12 protein-coding genes are annotated in these 22,203 nt (G+C 68.5%); 10 read left to right on the top strand and 2 right to left on the bottom strand.

Features of this window, described 5'->3' with window-relative positions:
• The first annotated feature begins 270 nt into the window (after positions 1 to 270).
• The gene (locus E4N62_RS45360) at positions 271 to 447 is read left to right on the top strand and encodes an AAA family ATPase (protein WP_230224177.1); all 177 of its coding nucleotides are present in this window, start codon (positions 271 to 273) and stop codon (positions 445 to 447) included.
• Here E4N62_RS45360 and E4N62_RS45355 read toward each other — a convergent pair.
• A protein-coding gene (locus E4N62_RS45355) for an IS5 family transposase (RefSeq protein ID WP_230222647.1) occupies positions 431 to 1,305 on the bottom strand; the annotation gives its coding sequence in 2 pieces (ribosomal slippage) (positions 431 to 913 and positions 916 to 1,305; 873 coding nt in all). The genes E4N62_RS45360 and E4N62_RS45355 overlap by 17 nt on opposite strands.
• Between E4N62_RS45355 and E4N62_RS45350 the strand changes: the two genes are divergently transcribed.
• From E4N62_RS45350 to E4N62_RS45335, 4 genes are all read left to right on the top strand, one after another.
• Positions 1,214 to 3,073: an ATP-dependent endonuclease gene (locus tag E4N62_RS45350; protein WP_230224236.1), complete on the top strand. Its 1,860-nt coding sequence runs from the start codon at positions 1,214 to 1,216 to the stop codon at positions 3,071 to 3,073. The two genes, E4N62_RS45355 and E4N62_RS45350, sit on opposite strands and share 92 nt — an antisense overlap.
• A complete protein-coding gene (locus tag E4N62_RS45345) occupies positions 3,063 to 4,781 on the top strand; it encodes a UvrD-helicase domain-containing protein (RefSeq protein WP_230224175.1) in 1,719 nt (572 codons plus the stop codon). The genes E4N62_RS45350 and E4N62_RS45345 overlap by 11 nt, the downstream gene beginning before the upstream one ends.
• A 129-nt stretch (positions 4,782 to 4,910) precedes the next feature.
• The gene (locus E4N62_RS45340; RefSeq protein ID WP_230224172.1) at positions 4,911 to 7,460 is read left to right on the top strand and encodes a hypothetical protein; all 2,550 of its coding nucleotides are present in this window, start codon (positions 4,911 to 4,913) and stop codon (positions 7,458 to 7,460) included.
• A gap of 438 nt (positions 7,461 to 7,898) precedes the next feature.
• Complete coding sequence (locus E4N62_RS45335) at positions 7,899 to 8,111, top strand: hypothetical protein (protein ID WP_230224170.1); 213 nt, start codon at positions 7,899 to 7,901, stop codon at positions 8,109 to 8,111.
• A 2,271-nt stretch (positions 8,112 to 10,382) separates the two neighbouring features.
• Here the strand turns inward: E4N62_RS45335 and E4N62_RS45325 are convergent.
• The gene (locus E4N62_RS45325; protein WP_374117255.1) at positions 10,383 to 10,922 is read right to left on the bottom strand and encodes a sigma-70 family RNA polymerase sigma factor; all 540 of its coding nucleotides are present in this window, start codon (positions 10,920 to 10,922) and stop codon (positions 10,383 to 10,385) included.
• Between the two features lie 914 nt (positions 10,923 to 11,836).
• Between E4N62_RS45325 and E4N62_RS48460 the strand changes: the two genes are divergently transcribed.
• From E4N62_RS48460 to E4N62_RS45295, 5 genes are all read left to right on the top strand, one after another.
• Entirely contained in the window at positions 11,837 to 13,003 is a 1,167-nt protein-coding gene (locus tag E4N62_RS48460; protein WP_308186367.1) for a hypothetical protein, read from the top strand.
• Positions 12,993 to 16,316, top strand: coding sequence for a hypothetical protein (locus E4N62_RS45310; RefSeq protein ID WP_230224169.1), 3,324 nt, complete (start codon positions 12,993 to 12,995; stop codon positions 16,314 to 16,316). Before E4N62_RS48460 ends, E4N62_RS45310 begins: the two co-directional genes overlap by 11 nt.
• The gene (locus E4N62_RS45305; protein WP_230224167.1) at positions 16,306 to 19,146 is read left to right on the top strand and encodes an RNaseH domain-containing protein; all 2,841 of its coding nucleotides are present in this window, start codon (positions 16,306 to 16,308) and stop codon (positions 19,144 to 19,146) included. The genes E4N62_RS45310 and E4N62_RS45305 overlap by 11 nt, the downstream gene beginning before the upstream one ends.
• 68 nt (positions 19,147 to 19,214) lie before the next feature.
• Complete coding sequence (locus tag E4N62_RS45300) at positions 19,215 to 19,814, top strand: hypothetical protein (RefSeq protein WP_230224165.1); 600 nt, start codon at positions 19,215 to 19,217, stop codon at positions 19,812 to 19,814.
• Between the two features lie 478 nt (positions 19,815 to 20,292).
• On the top strand, positions 20,293 to 22,203 hold the full coding sequence (locus tag E4N62_RS45295; protein WP_230224164.1) for a caspase family protein: 1,911 nt from the start codon (positions 20,293 to 20,295) through the stop codon (positions 22,201 to 22,203).

Genomic DNA, 22,203 nt, shown 5'->3' with positions numbered 1-22,203 from the left:
TCGGTGACCAGCGTCGAGGAGCCCGAGTGGCGGGTCACCGCGTGGAAGGGCGCGGCTCGCCAGGCCGGTTCGCGTTCTGAGCCAGGTTCGTTTCCTCTCCTGGTTCGGCCCGTCAGATAACGGGAGGGGGCGGTGCAATGCCGGTGGCTAGAATCTGTCTGCGCCGGTCATGCGGGGACAAAATTGGAGAAGGCCGGCGTTAGCGGAGGGGCCGCGGTACGGCAGAGCCGTGGACGGCTTCCTCTTTGGGGCCGTGGGGAGACGGGGCGCATGAAGGTACGGCGGCTGGCGCTGCGTAATTTCCGGGGAGTCAGCAGCGGCACGGTGCTGCTGGACGACCAGTCGTTGCTGGTGGGCGCCAACAGCGTCGGCAAGTCCACCGTCTGCGAGGCCCTCGATCTCGTCCTAGGGTGCGTTTTGAAAGTGCTGGTCACAGCCACTCGTTGATGGCTGCGACCAGCACCGTCGCTTCGTAACGGACGGCGAGCTTGTCGTATCTCGTGGCGACCGCACGGTGCCGTTTCAGGCGATTGATTCCGCACTCCACTGCGTGGCGCTGCTTGTAGTCGTCCTTGTCGAACTTCCACGGGCGTCCGCCGTGGGAACCGCGTTTCTTGCGGTTGGCGATCTGGTCGCGCTTCTCCGGGATCGTGCAGCGGATGCCACGTTTGCGCAGGTAGGTGCGGTTCGCGCGGGAGCCGTACGCCTTGTCGGCACGCACCTTGTCCGGCCGGGTGCGCGGGCGGCCAGGCCCGAGCCGGGGCACCCGGATACGGCCCAGGACCACCTGGAACTGTGGGGAGTCCCCGCGCTGGCCGGCCGTGATGACCAGGGCCATCGGCTTCTGGGCCTGCTCGACCGCCAGGTGCAACTTGGTGGTCAGCCCGCCCCGGGACCGTCCGAGCCCGTGGTCGTCGGGCTCGGTGAACACACCGCCTGGCGGCTCGATCTGCAGATCCCCTTTTTGCGGGCACCGGCCGCATGCTGGTGGGCGCGGGCGATGGTCGAGTCCACCGAGACGTCCCAGGTGATCAGTCCCTCGGCGTCGGCCCGGGCCTGGAGCTGCTCGAAGATGCGGTGCCAGGTGCCGTCCCGCTGCCAGCGCCGGAACAGGCCGTAGACCGTTTCCCACGGGCCGTACCGCTCGGGCACGTCCCGCCACGGAGCACCTGCGCGGGTGCGCCAGCGTATGCCGTCTATCAACTGCCGCTTGGTGTGCACCGGTGGCCGGCCAGGCTTCTTGCCGACCGGGAGCAAGGGCTCCAGCTTCGCCCACTGCGCATTCGTCAGATCATGCCGTCCCACAAAGTGGATCTTGACACATCAAGATCCACTTCTGAAACGCACCCTAGGGCCTGAGCGCATGCTGCGTCGGCCCGTCATCGACGAGTTCGACTTCTATGCGGCGCGCTACCAGGAGGTCCAGGGAGAACTCCCCGAGGTCCGCATCGAGGCGGTGCTGACTGATCTGTCTGCCGAGGCGCAGCGCCGGTTCGGTCCTCATCTGAGGCGGTGGGACGAGCGTGTGCAGGACTTCATGGATACCGTTCCTGCGGCGGTGGCGGACGCCGAAACCGGCGAGTGGGCTCTGCCGGTGGTGTTCCTGGGACGCTTCGATCCCGAGGAGGATGATTTTGTCGGGGGGACGTTCTTTGCTCACCCGACGCGTGAAGCCGATGATCTTTTCGGGGAGCTGACCGGGCTGGGAGCCGGTCTGGTCCCGTTCAAGCGGGACGACAAGCGGCTGTGCGGCTTTCTGTATCTGCGGCCCAACCGCACGGGGAACCGGGCGTTGACGTTTCAGCGGGGATCGCTGCTGGACACGATCGTGCGCTTGGAGGCGGAGACGGCGCAGGGGCCGTTGTGGGAGAAGGCTCTGGCCGATGTGGCGTCGGTTGCCGTGGCCACGGGCGGCTCGGGCTTCGTCAAGATCCAGAGCGAGGTGCGGGACCGCGTGGCGAAGTTCCTCGCGCTGGCCTCGGCGGACGATCCGGTGGACACGCGTGTCTCGGAGCTGACGCGTGAGCATCTGCGCGAGGTGCTGCGTCTGTTCATCGCCACCCAGCCGGGAACCCATGGCGTCCCGTTCAACCGCCTGAGCACCGGGTCGTTGAACTTGCTGGTCTTTGCCCTGCTCACCTATATCGCGGAGTTGAAGGGCGAGAAGTCCGTCATCTTCGCGATGGAGGAGCCGGAGATCGCGCTGCCCCCGCACGCGCAGCGCCGCCTGGTCGATCACGTGGTCCGCAACATGGGGCAGGTGATCGTGACGTCCCACTCGCCGTATGTGATCGAGCGGTTCTCTCCGGACCGGATCGTCGTCCTGGACCGCACCGCGGAGGGTGCGATGACCAGCGCGGGCATCACCCTCCCCGACGGATTCAAGCCCAAGCGGTACACGCAGAACCGGAGGCAGTTCGCCGAGGCGGTCCTGGCCCGGGCAGTCCTCGTCGTGGAGGGCGCCACGGAGGCTGCGCTGATGCCCGTCATCTCTGACGTCCTGGACCAGGCCGAGGACTCGTCGCTGAAGGACTACCTGCACATCGACCTCGCCGGCGTCAGTGTCTTCGACGCAGGCAACGATGTGTCCGTGCCGCTCTTCGCACCTTTGTTCAAGGCGATGGGCAAACGCGTCTACGGCATCCACGACACCCCCGACAAACCGTTCGCCGACGAACTCGCCGCGAAGACCGGCGACTTCACCCTCTACCGGCCCATCGCCTACAGCGGGGTGGAGGCGCTGCTGGCCGCAGAGGTTCCGGTGCCGATCCAGCGCCGGTTCCTCGGCGAGGCGGCGGGGCGGCCGGACTACCCTCGGGAGGCCGGTGCGCTCGGCACCGAGGACACCGACGAGACGGTCCGGAAACTGACCCGCGCGGTGCTGACCAAGCGCAAGCCCGACTACGCAGCGCTGCTGGTCGGCCTGTGCCAGCACCGGGCCGACCTGCCGGCGAGCCTTGCGGACTTCCTCCTCGACATCGACCTCGACCTGCGCGCGTCCTCGTCGGCCGACGAGCCCGAGGCCAAGGAGCCGAGCCAGGACGGAGGTGGCCGTGCAACGGATGCTGCTTGACGACAAGCGCCTGGAGATCCTCCGCACACCAGGACATCTCCTCATCGAGGGCGGGCCCGGCAGCGGCAAGACCACCATCGCCCTGCTGGCCACAAAGGAATACCTGGACGCTCTCGAGCCGGGCCAACGGGTGCTCTTCCTGAGTTTCTCGCGGGCCGCAGTCCTGCAGATCAGCGAGCGCATGAACGCCGTCCTGCCGCAGCGCGCCCAGGACCTGCTGGAAATCCGTACCTTCCACGCCTTCTTCATGGACCTCGTGCGCAGCCACGGACGTCTACTCACCGGAGTGCCGGCCGCGTTCATCACTCCCGACCGGGAGAAGCGCCTGCGTGCCGACTTCGACGGCGACTGGCCCGAGGAGCGTCGCCGGCTGGCCGGCCAGGGCCGGTATGTCTTCGACGAGCTCGCCCCCGCGGCCGCCACCCTGATGGAGAAGAGCAGGGCCGTCCGCAACCTATACGCGGACATGTATCCGACCGTCATCGTCGACGAGTTCCAGGACACCAGCACCGACCAGTGGCGGGCGGTGAAGATGTTCAGCGCGAACTCGAGGGTGATCTGCCTGGCCGATCCGGACCAGCGGATCTACGACTACGTCCCCGGCGTGGATGCCCGACGCATCCACTACGCGGTCGAGTATCTGCAGCCGCGGCGCTTCGACCTGTCGGGCGACAACCACCGCAGTCCCTCGGGCGGCCTGCTCGACTACGCCAACGCCGTCCTGCGCAACACCGCCCAAACTCTGCCGGACGCCGTCAAACGCATCCGTTACCCGACCGCGTACGGCAGCCCGCCCGTCGAAACGTACGCCCACTACGCGGTCACCGCGCTGCGCCGCTACCTTGCCGAGGAGCTGGGTCGGCAGCCCACGATCGCGGTGCTCGCCAGGGAGAACGCCTTCCTGGGCCGGATCTCGGACAAGATCGCCACCGCCGGCAGGCTCGGGGAGCACGCGCTGCCCGCTGTCGAGCACGACCTCGTGTTCGACGCCGAGCTCTCAGCCGCTGCCGGCTACGTCGTCGCGTCCGTCCTCGAATGGCCGGGCCTGACCCGCGCAGAGGCCCTCACCCGCACGCTGCAGGCCGTCGGCGACTACTACCGCATCAAGTACAGCAACGGCACCCTCGGCGCCCGGGCCACAGTGCGGACCCTCGACAACGCCATCACCGCCGTCCGCGACGGAAAGACCGTCAGGGCGAAAACCGCCAAAATACTCGCCGACGCCTACGACTCCGGCGTCCGGCTCAGCGGACAGCCCGTATCCGACTGGCAAAAAGCCCGCGCCCTGCTGACCGGGGCCGCGGAACTGGACGAGTTGTTCAAGCAGGTCCGGATGCTGCGCCTGCTCAAAGCGACCGATCTGCTCGCCTGGACGCTTGCCGGGGCCTGGGACGCCACCTCCTACGCCGACGCGGCCGCCGCGATCAGACGTGCCCTGGGCCAGGAGTACCTCACCGGATCCCAGCAGGAAGCCGCAGACGTCAGCCTGATGAGCATCCACCGTTCGAAGGGCAAGGAATTCGACGGCGTCGTCATCGTCGAGGGAACCTACAGTTCCCGGCTCCTCGACGCAGAGTGGGACGCCAAACGCACGGACGAGGCGCGACGCCTGCTGCGGGTGGCAATTACCCGGGCCCGCCGCACCGTGGTTCTGGTCCGCCCGGCTGACGCCATCCCGCTCACGCCTCCGGCACGGGACGACAACTGACCACTGCCCGGCAAGCCGCATGCGTGCCGGACCCTGCCTGTTGGCGAGGCAACGAGAGCCACGCGGCCCCGTCCGTCGCCGGGTCAGGGTTCAGGGCATTGCCTGATGTGGCCCCCGCAGCCGACGTGAGTGGAGTACGTCAAGCGGTTCGCTGCCGAGAAATCCAAACATCGTCCCGTTGCTCAGCGTCTGCGGAAGGATCTACCTGACGGGCTCATGAACGGAGAGGCAGTGGCAACGACGCAATACCGACCGGTCAATGTCCGGCTGCGGGCGCCGCGGCTCGCCTTGGCCTACTACACCCTGGACAGCTGGATCCCGATGGCGCGTGGCGCGGTGGCCGCCGCCTCCCGGGTCTGGGGCGGAGCAGCCGCCGTCGTGCTGCCGGTGCACGGCATGCCGTCCGCCCAGGCAACGGTGGCCGATGTCCTGCTGCCGTTACTGCGTCTGCACGATCCCGACCACATCGCACTGCTGCAGCTGGCGCTGAGCGACTTGGCGGTCGTGGATCCGTCGGTGGTCGACACGATGGTCGCCCGGTTCGGAGGGCAGGACGAGGACACCGACACGGTGTGGCAGCGCCTGAGCCCGATGCCGCTTCCGGCCCCGGGAGCGGAAGGGCTTGCCGCTCAGGTCAACGACTGGTGCACTCCCTTCAAAAGCGTGGTGCGCCATGCGCAGCAGCGGTTCGAAGCGGGAGACGTCCTGCACGTGGAACACGGCGGAACGTCGCGGGGAAGGCTGGCGACCGTTCCCACACTGCCGGGCAAGCCTCTGCTCACGCTCGACCTGGCTGGCGTGGATCCTGCTCTCGCGCTGATGGTGGAGTCCCGCATCGGCGCCGTGCACCCGCACGCCCGGGACGCGCTTGACATCGTGGAGCTGCCGGTGGAGGAAGAGGACCTGCCGGCACTCGTACATCTGGCCATCACCGGTCGGCCCGCAACGGGCTGGAGGCTGGCAAGCCGCTACCGCTCTGCGACCGGTGGCGGCCCGTCGGACACCCTGACAGCCGACGAGTTCATGGCATGCGTCCCCTTCACCCGCTCCGAAGCCTGGACCAAGCGGCTGACCCGCATCGACACGTCCTCGCCCATCGTCTGGGTCGTGGGCGACACCGCCGACGACCACGCCCTGGCTCAGTTGTGTGACCGCCTCTACCAGCAGTCGGTGTGGATGCCCTCCCGCCTGCTCGCGAACAACCATCCGCTCGTCCGAGCGGTCAGAGGCGCCCTGTGGTCCTTTTACTCTGTGGGAGACCAGCACAGGCCGCCCATCCTTCTGACCAGCGTCAGTCTCTCCCCCGAGGATCTGCAGAACCTGGCAACTGAGCTGAATGCTCCGTTCACTGGCATGACCATGCGTGTCGGCGACGGGCCACAGGTGCCCTTCAACGTCCGGAAAGCTGAAGCTGTCACCCCTGCGGCTCTCGCTGGATACCAGGGCATCGCTCTTCTCGCCGACCCGGAGGCGCGCCGGATTTCCCAGAGAGTCCCGACCAGCCGCGAAAACGGAAGCACTTCACTTCTTACGTCACTTCAGCTGCCCGAACCGCAAGCCGCAGCCCATCTCGGGGCAGACCTGCACTGGTACGTCGACGTATGGCTTCCCGACCACAACCTCCCCGCACATGCTGCCCTCCCCGGCTCATGTCTTGTTCAGGAGACGAATGGGTTCCCCGAGACCATCGCGCGAACGGCCCGGCACTCGGTCTCGTTCATCTCCGCGAACATGGGATTCGCCACACCAGAAGACAGACACACTCGTCCTCTGCTCCATTTCCCTTCCGCAGACCGCGTGTTTGAAGAACTCGCCCGCGCGCACGACGCCACCGTGGAACGCTCTGACGCAGGCCTACGCGCCGCCATCGCAGCGGAGATGTGGGGCTCGCCCGAGGCTCTTGCGGCAGACCTGCGCGGACCGGCACGCAAAGTGCTCGACTCCTTCCTCCCTACCGGGAAGAAACGGGACGGTGACTACGGGGCCGGCTACGCCATCCGCGGCATCGGCTACGTCGCACTGGAAGACATCGAAAAGACCCTTGGGGACAGCACGTTCGGCCCCGCCCGCGACCTCGTGGATCGGCTGCTGACCACAAACGTCCTGCGCCGCGGCCTGATCCTCAACTGCGCCCGGTGCCGCTTCGAAGCCTTCTACCGCATCGAACAGGTCGGGGCAGCCTTCGACTGCGAAGCATGCGGTCACACCAGCCCACTGGTCCGCGGCCGCTGGTACAGCAACGATCCAGAACCCCACTGGTACTACTCCCTCGACCAGGTGGTGCGGGACCTCCTTCTACAGAATGGTGACGTCCCCCTGCTGGCCACCCGGCTACTCCAGCAGAACACGATGTCGGTGTTGTGGTCACCCGAACTGAAGATCACTGACGCCGAGGGTGCCATCGAACTCGATCTCTGCCTGATCATCGACGGACGAATCGTCATCGGCGAGGCAAAGTCCAACAACACCCTCAAAGCCAGGAAAGGCACCCGGGAGGCGGCGGCCCGGCTCGTCCACGCGGCACAGCTCCTCAGCGCCAACGAGATCGTCCTTGCCACCAGCGCAAGAGCCTGGGCGAAGGACACCATCTCAACGGTCACTCAGGCCATCGAGGACAGCTGGACGAAAGGGCCCCGTCCCACCGTCACCGAGCTGATCGACGTGCGGTCAAGGCACTGAACTACAGTCCTCGAACCGGCCTCAACCAAGCCCTGCCGCACCTCTTTCCTGAAGTCGAGGCACCCCGGCGCAGGACCCTGTACGGCTCGCTTTCGACCGCCTCCCTGCCCGCACCCATAACGGAGACGAGGTATCCACCGTTCCGTCCAAGCCCTAGAACGCGCCGTCCGCGACTGGCTCGCCGACTGGAACGACAACGTCTGCACGAGGACCGCCGACGAGATCCTCGGCAAAGCCGCCGCATACTGCCGACGAGTCTCCGACTCAGCTCAGGTGTCGACCAGGGTTCCGTCAGTGCGCTGTGCCGGTTGCGCAGATGACGACCGTCGATGGCGCCGTGTATCTGGTCGATGTGGCGACCGGCTCTGCGGCCGCGCTCGCTCTCGTCGAAGGCCGGTGGGAGGTGCGCTGGGGCGGCGGTGGGAGCGAGTCGAGCGGGTGCTGTCCGCGTATGGCGAGGCGGACCGGCCCGAGCCGGAGACGTTCACGCTGCGCATCTACGACGGCGAGCAGCATCTGCGCACCCGCACCCGCACCCGCACCCGCACCCGCACCCGCACCCGCACCCGCACCCGCACCCGCACCCGCCAAGCCTGCCGCTGCCCAGGTCCTGATCCGGGCCGGCGGCTCCAAAGCCGGCGGGGAGGGTGACGGCGCCGCCCGGGCTCCGTTCGTGCTCGGTCAAGCCGTAGGGGATGACGGGTAGCAGATGAGGTGTCATCCACCAGTCAGGCCACGGCCTTTCTCGCTGAGTCCCCCTGTCGCACGGTCCGGATCACGGCAACGGACCGTGCGGTCGTCATCTTCGATGCGGGCCGTGACATCCGGCGGCGGGGCCCCGCCGGTTCCGCCGGTCGCTTCAGCCACGCAGCGGATTATTCAGGGGCGTCTTCCGGCCCAATTATGAGCGAGTCACATTCGTCCGACCTCGCATTTGCGAGTCGTTTAACTTACTCTAAGTATGAATTCTCGGAAGGATTTCACTGGCTTTTTATCAGTGTGACCCTATGCGAGGTCGTGACGGCCCCAGGGGCGATGCGCTGGCGGCTTGTGGTCGAGGGGCCCGGCACGCGTGACGCGGGTTCGCTGTGGAGTCGGCGTGTCGGGGCCGTGTTGCTGTAGGTGTGGGGATGTGGCTGACGAGGGTTTGACGTCGATGACGGTGAAGGTGCCCCGGGGGACGAGGTCCCGCCTGGAGGCGGTGGTGGCGCGTCATCGCGCGCGGCGGCGGGAGCTGATGCGTGATGCCCGGTGGAGTGTTGCGGGTCTGCCCCGACGTGAGGCCGAGGCGGTGCGGGCGGGGCGCCGCGCGGAGGTGGCGCGGTTGCGTGAGGGGGGTTGGCTGCTGGACACGGTTGACTCGTTGGCCTTGTACGGGGTGCGTCACGAGTTGGCGGTGCGCCAGTGGCTGAGGGAGTGGCCGGATGTCGAGGACGGAGCGGGGCAGATGGGGCGGTGGCCGGGGGCTCGGGACGGCGGGTATCCGGAGGCTGTGTCGTTTCGGCTTCCTGTGGTGACGGCACGTCAGGTGTCGGCGGGGTGCTGGTCGGTCTCGGGCGGGGCGGTGGCCGCGTTGCGGGACTGGCGGGATCGGCATCCGGGAGTTGTGGTCTCCCGGGCGGGGCGAGATCGGGGTGCGCAGGAGAGGTTGGCTGAGTACGAGCGATTGGCGGATCAGGTTGTGACGGTGGGTGATTTTCTGCGGGCGGGGCTGGAGTGGGGGATCTGCCAGCAAGAGGCAGATTCTTAGTTTTCAAACTTTAAAAGCGCTGCTCAGCGCCAACATCACACAGTTGCTTCAGCTCTCATTGAGGGATACCTTCACTCCCAGCCGGGCCATCACGGATTGTGAATATTTGGAGGGTTGGGCATGACGGTGCGGTACGAGGACTGGGAGCAGGTGCCGTGGTTCATGGCCTCGAGGACTCAGCTGCTGACGGCTGATCTCCCCCGGGAGCCGGTCGGCCGGGCGGGGGCCCATGTGCGCACCTACCGCGGCGGGCGTCGCGCAGTGGTGGCGCTGTACCGGGTGGAGGCCAGCCGACCGACTGCCGCGTCCGCGCGACAGCTGGAGGTCGCGGCAGGCCGGCGTACGCAGGAGACGCATGTGTGCGAGGGGTGTAATGCCTGTTGCGACCGTCCCCTCGTCGCCCGCGACGGGCGGGGGTTGTGCCCGATGTGCCGGCGGATGCGGGAAGTGGCCGCTTTCCAGGCGTCGTTGGGTGAGCGGCGTGGGCAATTGGCCCGGTGGGCACAAGGGTTGCTGGATGACCCCCGGCTCGCGGTGGTGTGTGGGTGGGGGTGGAGGGGCCTGACTGCGTCGGGGCGGGCACGCCCTGGGCGGCGACCCGGGTGACGGCGGTTGACGGGAAGGGCAGCTGCCTGGTCGACATCGTGGTGCGGTTCGCCGGGGCACGCGGCTGCGGGGTTCCGGTGGGTGCGTGCGCGCCGCGTGAGGGGGTGGCGGTGCTGGAGCGCGCGCTGGAGGGTCGGCGGGTGCTGGCCTGGACGGAGGATCAGGTGTCGGCTCTGACGCGCCGGCTGCAGGCGCGGGGGTGCCCGTTGCGGCTGTCGGTGGTCAGCAGCCGGCCGGGAGCCGATTGGGACGGGTGGCAGACATCGGTGCGAGACCGCGTCGCGCAGTGGCGCGGCCAGCTCGACCCGGCGTCGGGGGCACTGCTTCCGGCGTGGGAGCCGGGGCGGGCCGACCGGCTGCGGCTGCTCCTGACGCGCATGGCGATGTCCCGTGAGTTCGCCGATTCCGAAGGGACTTCGGCGGCCCGGCCGGCTCCCGGGGGAGATCGGCCGTCGGCAGCTGAGTCCTCGGTGCCATCAGCGTGTCATGTGCCTGGGTTCCGGGTCGCTGATGAGGCGAGGCAGGCATCCGAGTTGTAGGCCGGCACGTTGAAGGGGGCAGCGTGGTCAGGATCTTGCGGGGCCGGCGATCTGGACTACGAGAGGGTCAGCGGCAAGGCGCTGACGCGCTTGGAAGAGGTGGACCCGGACCGTGCTGGGGCTGATGCCCAGCTGCTGCGCGATATGGGCCGTCGGCACGCCGAGTGTCCACAGCCACGTGACCTGCCGCATGCGAAGGGGAAGCCTGCTGAGCGCTTCGGCCAGTCCGCGGTCGCGCAAGGCTTCGACGGCCATGTCTTCGGAGCTCCGCTCGACCTCGTTGCCGTCCAAGAGCTCGCCGGTCGTCACCTCCAGTCTGAAGCGCGCTGAGGCGAAGTGGTCGGCCACAAGATTGCGGGCAATGGTGACCAACCAGGCCCCGAAATCCCGCCCCCGCCAGGTGAACGTATCCAAGCGCGCGTACGCGCGGACGAACACTTCGCTGGTCAGGTCCTCAGCGGTTGGCTTGCCCCCGACCCGGTAGTAGACGTACCGGTACACCGTGTCGCAGTAGGCGGCGTAGAGCTGAGCGAACGCCACGCCATCGCCCGCCTGGGCACGCTCCACACACTGCACGATGTTCTGGATGCCGTGCGCCGGCTCACCGCCCGGAGGGCGGGGAGCCGGCGATGCTGACGTTGGCATCAGCTGTCGGCCGTCGAGGCACTGGGGCGACGCAAGGCCATCCACAAGGCGGCTCCCGCTTGGACAACGGCTGCGGTACTGGCCGCAACTGCAGGGTTCGGCGCGGCGATACACACTGTGACCGTCAACAGGAGGATGACCACCAGGACGATCGCTTGGCCGTGACGTGGGACCAGCGCGCCACAGAGTGGCTGACGGCAACGGCCTGTGGGCAGACGCAGCGAATGATGCATGGCGTGAACTCCCGTGTCTGAGAGGGCCTTTCACCGTGCTCCGGCCAAGGACTGCGGCGGAAAGCCCCGTGAGGATGACACTTCGCAGTGTGGGACTGGTCACACGATTCATCCAAGGCCTGGGGAGCGTGGATAAGTTCACATGTTCCGGACTAAACGCCCCTGGTGGCAGCGTCGTTGAACAGTTCGCTGGTGCCTGCAGAGTGGCGTGGCGTTGGTGTTTAGTAGGTACGGGACATCTACGCGTCTGGGAGAGCCCCGCCGTCTTGCTCCGGCCGAGCGACTGAGACGGCGGGCCTTCGCCTGTGGCATGTCACCGGCCTTGCGGACGAGCTCTCATGGCTTGGGCATGCGGGCTTCCTGGGCGAGGCGGTCGCACGCCTGTCCGTGAGGTGGAGTCGGCCCTTGTTGTAGGTGGTCAGCGGCAGGCCGCTCTTGTGCCGCAGGAGGACGCGGAAGAGGGCACGCATTTCTCTTCGTCAACCCACGGGACTTTCCGCACGGGGTCCACCGGGGCGGGTGCGTTCGGTGTTGTCGCTGCTCGCTGGGGGTTACTGATGAGTTGCGCGGTGACTGTCAGTGGGGGCCTTTAACGTGTGGCGGGTGAGTCTGACACAGTTCGGCCCGGTGTACTCCGGGCGGGCCAGTGCGGTCCGTGCTGGCGAGGTTGTCCTGAGCCTGGTGGCGTCAGGACTGGTAGGAATGCGCGGCTGGGCAGGGGTGCGCCGGCTTCAGCACCCCTATGACAGGAGTCTGCAGCTGGGGCTGGACCGGCTGGCCGCCTTGTGCGTGCGGGCAGGCAGCTCCCCTCCCGTGGGCGTGGCCGATCTGGTGGGCGTGTGGTGCGCCGAACGGCCGTTGGACTCCTGGCCCCTGGAATTCGATCCAGATGCGCAGGTGGGCGGGGAGCGGCTCCTGATCGGCGGGGAGCCGAGCGAGTTCTGTCTGGAGTGGGCGGTCGCGGCCAGGGACGTGGTGTCCGAGGTCCACGAGAGTGCGCTGGTCAAGCACATCAAGGACACGGCGGCCCTGCTGGGGCGGCCGGAGTTGTATGCGCAGTGGCGGCTGTTCGTCACCGAGCATGCGGTGCTGGGGCCCGAGGAGTTCCTGGTGGCGAAGAACGCGGTGCTGGATGTTCCGCAGTGGGCGACCTGGATGGAGGAGTCCTACGGGCCGGTGACGGCGGAGGCGTCGGCCGGCGGGCGTGTGGCGGTGTGCGGCGGATGCGGGCAGTGGATCGTCCCGCGGGCGGACGGCCGGGTGCGGTGCCGGGTGTGGCGGTGCGCTCAGCGGCACGACCTCCCGGAGCCGGACCGGGTGCAGGCGCGCGGCGCTAGGCGGCTGGAGCCGGAGCTGGTGAGGTTCGTGGCGCTGCCGGGGCGGCCGGAGCTGGATCTCGCACGGCGGCTGGCGGCGCGGGGAGCACGGGTGGTGCTGTATCCGAAGCTGGACGCGCTGGACCTGGTGGCCGTATGGCCCGGCGGCCACAGCATCGGGGTGGACGTGAAGGACTGGCACAGTCCCTACCTGCTGGCCCGCCGGATCAAGACGTTCCCGAACTGGGGTGCCGGTGACCCCCATGCGTATCGCAAGGGGTATCTGGTCGTTCCGCGCGACCGGCTGCGAGCCAACCGCAGCTACATGAGGATCCTCGCGCAGCGCAGCGAGGCGCTGAAGGCGCAGCCCCAGATCGAAGTGGTCTGCGACGACGATCTAGTGGCGTCCTGCCCCGATCTGGGTACGGCTGGGGAGGTCGTCTGTGGCCCGTGATCGCAGTGGCTGGTACAAACCGTTGGGGCAGAAGCTGCGGCGGGCGGCCAAGAGCAACGGCCTGGGCCGCGTGGATGCGCGGCTGGTGGCGTCGGTGGAACTCGGGCTGTTCGCGCTGGAGTCGTGGGCCGATAAGGCGGCGGCCTCAGATGCCTGGGCGTTGATGGGCGGCTACGACTTCCGTACGCGTCGGCAGCGGGCGGTGCCGGCGTCATCGTCGCTGCGGTGGCTGGTAGGCGAGCTGAAGAGCCCGAGCGAGTGGGGCAAGGCCCTCCAGGCGTATCAGGCGCTGCCGGAGCTGCTGCGGATGTTCGAAGTGAAAGACCCCTCACGGCCTCCCGAGCGGCGGCAGTCGTTGTCGGTCGCATCCGACCGGGAACAGGTGTACGCGCAGGCGTTGGCGGCGCTGCCGGCCCACCGAGAGCAGCGGGTGCGGCTGGCCGAGGAGGGGGTGCGCTACCGCATGGGGCGCGGGGACGCCAGTGTGGTGGTCCCGGATGGGATGAGTCCCTCCCCCGCGCGGCGGCATCGTGCGGGACGGCGGCGCAAGCAGGTGACCTTGCGCTGGTCGGCGCTGACGGCGACCGCCGACCTGATGGACGCGGTGGACGCGCAGCTGGGGCTGCGCAGCAACTGGCGCGGGCGGATCGACGACCTGTATCTGCTGGTGCGTCAGAGCGACGGCCGACTGCGGAAGTCGAAGAAGCTGGCGCTGGCGGACGTGATGCACGTGGTGGGCATGCCGGCCGTCGGCAAGACCACGCTGATCACGGTCGCGGCGGTGTGGGCGTGTGCCGAGCCGCACCGCCGGCACACGCTGACGGTGGTCCTCGGGGATGTCGTGTCCGTTCTCGACATGGTCACCGCGCTGTGCCGGTACGGGGTGAGGGCGGCGCCGATCCTGGGAGCGGCCAACCGCGGCCGGCACCTGCAGCAGGTCCACCGGCCGGTGGACGCGCACGCCCGGGGCCTGGCGCTGCTGGAGGACCCCCGGCTGCGGTGGATCTCCACCGAGTGTGTCCTGCAGGGCCTGGCCGAGCTGACCGAGCCGCTGGCGCTGAAGGACGCCCCCTGTGCGCACCGGCTGCGGCCGTGGAGCGGCGAAGGGCCGGACCAGCAGCAGCGGGAGGCGGCTGTCGGCTGTTCGCTGCTGCCGGTGTGCGGGCGGCACGAGGCCGCGCGGGAGCTGGTGGACGCCGCCGTGTGGGTGGCCACCCCCGCCAGCCTGATGCACTGCCGGGTGCCCGAACAGTTGTCGCAGCACGACCTGCGGTACCTGGAGCTGGCCTGGCAGCGCAGCGACGCGTTCGTCGTGGACGAGGCCGACCGGGTGCAGATCCAATGGGACCAGGCGTTCAGCCCCTCACAGTCGCTGGCCGGGCCGGGCGAGGACGCCTGGCTGGACGAGGTACGGCCGCTGTTCGAGCGGCACATGCGCCACACCCGCGGCCAGCACCTGTTCAGCGAACCGGTGCGGGACTGGTCCCTCGACATCAGCACGGCAGGACTGCTGGTGACTCACCTGCGCAATCTGCTGGCCGAACACGGCCACGTGCGGGAATGGCTCGGCCAGGGCTACTTCAACGAGTGGCGTCTGGCGGTGGGACTGGCCGGTGAGATCGCCCGCCGCCCGCGTCCGGTGCGGAAGAGCGGCACCCTGCGGCGGGAGCGGCCGGCGGCATGGGACTCGGACGAGGAGTGCCGCGCGCGGTGGCTGGCCGTCTTCGCCCAGTGGCTCGACGCCCCGGCGGGCCGCTACGAAGGGCCGGATGCGTCCGTTGCGTTCCTACGTGATCTGACCGCACGCGGCTACCAGCCGCCCGGCCTGGTCACCCAGGACCTCGTGGAGTGGCTGCGCGGGCAGGACGATGTCGTGCTCACCGGGGAGCAGGCGCTGGAACGGCTGGCCGTGCGGTTCCAGGTCACCATGGTCGTCGCGCTGCTGGCGGGGAAGCTCGCCCTGCTGACCCGCGCCTGCTGGGAAGTGGAGATGGAGACCGGCCTGGAGGCCATGGGATCGAGCCTCGTGCACCGTCCGCCCGCGGAGTACCTGCCGCTGGTGCCGGAGTCCCCCATGGGCAATCTGCTGGGTTTCCAGTACCGGGAGCACGAGGGGGAGCTGGAGCAGATCGGCACCCTGTCGTTCTTCCGCTGCTCGGGCATCGGCCGCTGGCTGCTGCTCAACCTCCCGCACCTGTACCGGGCCGACACGGCCGACGGGGAGGATGCGGGACCGGCGTGCCTGCTGTTGTCGGCCACCAGCTGGGCGGGAAACTCTCCGCGCTACGACGTGCAGGTCCCCGTCGCGGGCATCCTGGCCTCCCGCACCGGCGACCGGGTGCCCCTGCACCAGCGGATCACGCTCACGTACCTGCCGGTCAAGATGCAGTCCTCCGGTGGGGCCGCGTACGCGGTGACCGTGTCGGGCAAGCAGGGCCAGGACCGTCTGGAGGCGTTGCGGGAACTGCTGGCGGGGTTGTGCCGACAGCAGCCGGGCCTGCGCGGACCGCGCAGGAGCCGCCTGGAGGAGATCCGCGACGAGCTGCCCGAGGGGCGGCAGCGGGTCCTGCTGCTGGTGGGCAGCTACCGGGAGGCCGAGGAGGTGCTGCGGCACCTGATCAGGATGCGGCCCGAATGGGCGGATCAGGTTCTGCAGATGGTGCCCGACGACGACTCCGGCAGCCATCATTGGAGCGGGCGGACCATCGCCCGCGGCAACGTCCACGCGATGGCCAAGCAGCAGGACGCCTGGATCCTCATCGCGCCCCAACTTGCTATCGAACGCGGCCACAACATCCTCAACGACGACCACATCGCCGCGCTGGGGGCGGCGTTCTATCTGGTCCGCCCGCACCTGCACCCCGAAGACCTCAGCTATCACGTGCAGACGATGAACCGGTGGGCCGTTCAGGAGATCCGCCGCGCCGTCCCCTCGGCCGGCCCCGACACGGCGCTGGGCGAGCGGGCGAGGATGTTCCGCGAGCTGGCCCGCCGCACCTGGCTCGACCTGCTGGAGGGCACCCTGCAGTACCGGGCCACCGGCGCGCACTCGGCGCAGCGGCGTGCCATGGACTGGACGAACATCGTCCCGCTGGACCAGATCATCGGCCGGATGCTGCGCGGCGGGGCAACAGCCCGCGTGTACTTCTGCGACGCCGCCTTCGACCCCAAACACGAGGACAGCATGCTCGTCGGCATGCTCGACGCCCTCGACGAAGCCCTCGACGGGCCGGACGAGGCGATCGCCTCACCGCTGTACCGGCCCCTTCGTCAGTCCCTGCACACCCTGGTGGAGCAACACCGTGCGCTATGACTTTCTGCAGCCCCTCTCTCTCGTCCTTGAGTCTTTCGCCGACCACCGTCTGGCGCGGTACTGGACGTGCGAGTTTCCCGCAACGTGGGCGCAGCCTCTGCGGGAAAAGGTCTTTCGTCCCGCCACCGCGGAGGGTGAGAGCGAGGAGGAGAAGCGGGGTATTCCCCTGTGGGCGGTCAACGGCGCGATCGCCGCGCTGATGCCGCAGGTGCTGACCCACGACGCCCGCGCGCGGCGGGGTGAGATGTGGCTGGCCTGGGCGGCGGGCGCGGACGAGAAGGCACCGGACCGCGCCCTGCTGGTGGAGTTCGTCAAGGGCGGGCTGGTGGCGGCCGCGACGCACCGCAACCAGTTGGCGCAGCGCCGTGGGCGTCCCCCGGTCATCGATCTCACCGCCTTGGCCGCCGTCCTGGAGACCTTCCGCGGCGAAGACCTGACGTTCACGCGCAAGACCCTCGACTTGGGGCCGGGCGCCGATCCGGAGAGCTCCGACTACACCCTGGTGCCGCACGCGCTGGCCACGCACCTGTGCCTGACGGACTGGCACGTCGTCCACGGCGGGACGGCATCGGAGCCAGCGGCAGAGGGCAAGGAGGACGGGGAGGCCCCCGAGGACGAGGACGGGGAGGCTGCCGGGAAAAGCGAGGAGGAGGGAGTGACGGCCCGGGTGGTGCACACGACCCGGTGGCGGCGTACGGCGGCCCGGGACGGGGCCGAGCTGGTGTCCTGGCCGCCGTATGTGTACGAGAGCAAGGGAGGGGTGCGTTATCCCTGGTCCTACACGCTGCGGCTGTCGGTGCAGACCAGGGGCCTGGAAGCGACGGTGCAGCCGCGGCTGCACGTGCGGGTCGGGATGCGCCGCTGGGCCCGGTACAACGTGTTCGATGCGAAACGGAACATCGGCGTGCACCTGTTCTCCCCCTCCCCCTGGGCGGATGCCAGCAGCCCGTTCGGGCTCGCTTCCATGGCCTGGCATCGCGGGCCGGCCGGCAAGAAGCAGGGCTTCATGGGCTGGGCTGATGATCTGGTGCCCACGCTGGAGCGTCTGGGCTCGTTCGGCTTCCTGCCCGATCCCGCCGAGCTGGCGGGCGACCCGCTGGCCTTCCTGGAGCCCGGGACGGACGGTGAAGGACACCCCCGGGAACCCATCGCGGGTGTCCCCTACCGGCCCGGGCTGGGCAAGAACACCGGACACGCCGTCGGTGACGGCGTCTCCGCCAAGGACAAGTGGCGCATCTTCAGCCAGTTGGTGCCCGCTCTGAAGGGCTTCGCGGCGCTGGACGAGCCCCATGTACGCGTGCCGGTCCCCACCCGCGTACGCCCGACTGCGGAAGAGCTGCTGCGGATCGACCGCAGCGCACTCGCCACGGCCGCCGGGCCCCGGATCGAGATCGTCCTGTGGTGCGACACCACCACCATGCGCGACGAGGCGCTGAACGCCGTCGCGCTCGCGCTGGACCTGCCGCTGGACGCGGCGGACCAGCCCGAGCAGGTGCAGGCGTGGCGGAAGACCTTCGCCCTGCCCGAACTCGAGGTGCTGCTGCGCGTGGAGCCGGTGGGCGCGATCGCCGACGATCTCGACCTGGACGAGAAGATCAGACGGCGCAGCGACCGGCTCAAGGACGCCGGCGTCAGCCGCCAGGTACAGGTGCGCAAGCATCTCGGGCAGCCCGAACCGGGGGTGACGTCCCGCTTCGTGCTGGTGGAGATGCGTGGCGCCGACGGATTCACCTCCCTCGACCATGACCCGAAGATGACCGTGCGGGCCGGAGCGGCCACCTGCGGGGCGGTCACCCAGAACCTGCTGCCGCCTGCCGCGACCGCGCCGGACGGCGACGCCGAAGACGAAGACGGCGCTGAGGAAGAGAGCGTGAAGAGCCAGCGCGAGCGCACCCGCAGGGCGGTCGGTGACCTGCTGATCCGGCAGAGCGGCCTGATCAGGCCTCCAGCCCGACAGGGCACCACGGAGCATCCGCTGACCGACGTGGCGTGCCTGGGTCTGTGGGTGGTACGCCGCACCGGTGACTTCAGGACCGTCATGCCCCTGGCCGTGGCGAGCGTGCCCGACCGTCCGAACGTCCTGGTGCGTCTGCCCCATTCCGGCTGGCTCACCTACCATCAGGCCTCTGTCCAGCTGGCCGGGTGGAACCGTCCGCGCACGTTCGACAAGCCGGAGATCCAGGATTTCTTCGCCGACTGCGTGGCCGATTCCTGTGACGGCGGGGATCTCGCCCTGTTCACCCTGGCCCAGAACCTCCGTGCGGAATGCCCGGCGCTGACCAATCCGAAACTGGTGGCCGACCGGCTCGCGTTCCACGCCGACCGGCCTCTCGACGCCGACCGGTACAAGGGGCTGCGGCACATCCGGCTGCGCACCAACGTCCGTGACGAGAGCGCGCAGCATTTCGCCTACGGCAAGGCCGGTCCGCAGGGCAGGGTGGGGGTGGGCGGCGGGCTGTGGGCCAGCACGGACAACGACCGGTTGTTCTTCGCCACCGCCGACAAGCCCAAGACCGCAGGGCCCGGCAGCCCGGGCGGTTCCCGGCTGGAGCCGCATCGGGGCAAGAACCGTGCCAGGGAGACCGTGTGGAAGGTTGATGTGTGCAAGGACGTGTGGAATCCGCAGCTGCTGGAACTGCTCGTGGCGGTCAAACAGAATGACGACTCGGCTGCGGCCTGGGCGGCTCTGGCTCATCAGCGCCGCTCCGCGGCTGCGCACTTCGCCGACCCGGTGACCCTGCCCATCGAACTGCATCTGGCCTACAAACTCGGCAGCGCGCTGCTGCCCTCCCACCAGCTCGAAACGATCGAGCAGCCGGAATCCTCATGACACCGCCGCCCGCACCGCCCACGCCGCACGGCGAGCAGCCAGGCGGAGCGGGCGGACACCCGGAGGGGTTGAACGCGCGTCAGCAGGCCTATCTGGACGTGCTGTTCACAATCGACCAGGACAACGAAAGCGCGCAGACCCGCCGCTGGCATGCCGGCCGGGAGCGGCAGCCGGCCGAGCAGTGGCGGTGGATCACCTACGGTGTCGACCATCCGGCTGCCGAGGCCACTGCGGTCCAGCAGCAGTTGGGCCAGCGTCATGTGCTCGATGCGGGCGCCGGCGCCACATTGGCCGCCCTGCAGCGGCGGGGGCTGATTGAGCTGCGACGGGTGGCGCAGGACGGTGTTGCCGGCCAGGTGTGGCATATCCAGGTCCGCCTGACCCGCGCCGGGCGGGCCGCCGGACGGGCCCTGCAACCGGCGTCCGCCGAGCAGGTGCCAGACCGGTCGCTGCTGCCCGAGTGGCTGCAGGCAGCACTCGATGCGGTGGCCGCCGCCCCTCGGCAGACCCTCGCCAAGGTTGAGATCGGGCGGGTGGCGGCCCGCCGGCTCGGCCCTAGCGGGCACGCCTACATCGAGGACGCCAGCGCCTGGCAGTACCGCCTCACCCCAGCCGGCCGGGCGTACCTCGTCGCGCACTCCGAGCATGCACAGGACGAGGGTGCCTGACGGACGCCGCCGCCCGGCAAGCAGCCGAGCGGTGCGTCCCGTTGGCCCGCGGACCGAGGATTCCCCGCACCGACGACGGCTTCTGGTCCGTTCCATGCGCACGGAGTCGTAGGAGAGGCCGTCGACCGCCCTCACTGAGGGAGAACTTGGTGCCCGTGCTCGCCTGGCCAGAGATGGGGCATCGGAGGGGTCTTTTGACGCTACGTGAGGTCAAACCTCGGGCGCGAATGCACTCCGTGTATAACTGGCCACTGTTTACGGGTAGTTACGTCTAAGCTGAAAGGGCGACGTGCTCGGGGGCGAGGGGGACGCGGTGGCGCCTTATGTGACACAGCACTTCCTAGTGCAGGGAGGGCAGGCTGATGATCCGGCGTTTTTGCCTCCAGGTACCAGGAACAATGCCTCGGTCCTCGCGGAAGCGTTGACCGATCCGCACGCTGGAGGGGTTGACCCACAGACCTGCCACAGAGTCCTTCCCTTGACGACGGAGGACGTTCTCGGCCGCGTCGAGGGCGGTGTATCCGACGGAGACGGCCTGTTTGTGTACTGGACAGGGCACTGCCGACTGTCTGCGGAGGGGACTCTGCAACTGGCCCTGGCATCAGGCCCAGGGCGTACCTCAGCAGAGTGGTTGGCTGCCCGTGATCTCGTGCAGGCCATGACGCGTTCAGGCAGCCGGGATCGCCTGCTGGTCCTGGATACCTGCCTGGCACCTCGCGAAGTAGAGGGCAGCTCGCTTCGCCCCGGTGCGCTGCGGCGTGAGATCGACCGGCTGGGCAGGGCGGGCATCGCCGTTCTGTCGTCGATTGATGCCTCGCCCTTCGCGTTCGCTGTCAACAGCCAAGCACCCTCCGTGTTTACTCAGCATCTGGCATCGCTTCTTGGTTCTCTGCCCCGTGCGGCCGGCGGGACGATGGCCCTGCCTGCCTTGCACCGGCTCCTTGCCAAATCACTGCGCAGCAGCGGCTACCTACGTCCGACACTCCGCAATGCGCAATGCTTCCAGCGCCCTGTGGTGACTCTGCGTGCAGACATGCCGTCAGATCGTCTGCCGGTTCGGCGTAGTTCTACGCGGCACCGCGAAATGCTTTCCCGGTATGCCCTCGCTGTGGCTGGCAGCGCCCTGCGCTCGGCTACAGCGCCGGGCGCTTGGGCGTACGAGCCTGCGTCTGACGTAGCCGAGATCTATCATGCTCTGCTGGACAGTCACTGCGGGTTCACCCCCGACAGTACGTCACTGTTCACCACGCCGCTTTCAAGGGAGAGCCTCACCAGCGCCATTGAGGACATGGTCGAGAGTAGCCAGAACATGCTCCTGGTGTACTTCGCCGGCCATGGCACAGTAGAGAGTTCTGGGCACAGACTCGACCTTGCCCTGACCCTAGGCGACCACGAAACGGTTCTGGCCAGCGCACTGGTGAACAGTCTCCGCAAGGCACGCACCGAGAGCGTTGTGCTCATGCTCGACATCTGCTCGTCCGACGCAACAGCACCGGCGACACCTCTTACTCGGCGCAACGCGTACTCTCAGCGGCGTCCTGGGTTCAGCAGAATCTTTGTCGAATGGATGAACACCGCAGCGCAGTCACGACCGCCGACGCGGAGTCTGCCCTGGCATCTCTACGACGAGAACAGTGGTCTCACAGTGCGGCCGCGCGAGCAGGCCCCGGAGCCGAACAGACGCGGCGCGTTCGAGTGGCTCTTCGACTTCCCCGGTGCTGCCATTCGGTACGTCGACGACTCCGGCCCTCTGGAGCGCTTCACGCGCCAGTTGCATGACAGCCCGGCAGAAAGCCTGCTGGCGTATCCCAGTGAGATGCTCTCCACGATGGGGGATGATCCTCTCCTGGACGATGAGCCCCTGTGGCTGGCAGAGGAAGTGCCAGCTTTCCTGCCTACCAGCAGACGTTCCAGGCCTCGCACGGTGCGTCGTCCTCCATCGGCCGCAAAGGGAACGGTGGCCGCGTCTTCTGCCCAGGAGCACGCCGATACCGATGACGATCCGGCTTCGCGCCGCCCGGCGCACAGACGGCACCGCGCCCGGTTACGGGTGGCAGAAGGCTCGCTGCCACTGCGGGTGGGACGGCGCCTGCCGGTGACATTCAACTACCAGCCACAGGGCGCGGACTGGAACGCACCGGAGGACGACACAGCCCCTGTGGACATCACGTTACGCATCGGTGCTGGGACCGCGGCGGTCGATCGGTCCATCATCCATACGCGGCTCACTGATGATCATGGAACGCCACCCGAGGAATTCGGGATCACCCCTCGTTCCACAGCCCCTGTGACTTTACGCATCGACATCGTGCGCAGAGCGGACGGCGCGATGATCCAGCGCGTTGAACGGGTTCTTGAGGTAACCGCTGGGGACGGTGCAGACCGCTGA

The sequence above is a fragment of the Streptomyces sp. MNU76 genome (assembly GCF_020982545.1).
GTDB lineage: Bacteria > Actinomycetota > Actinomycetes > Streptomycetales > Streptomycetaceae > Streptomyces.
This window is presented reverse-complemented; position numbering and strand designations above follow the sequence as displayed.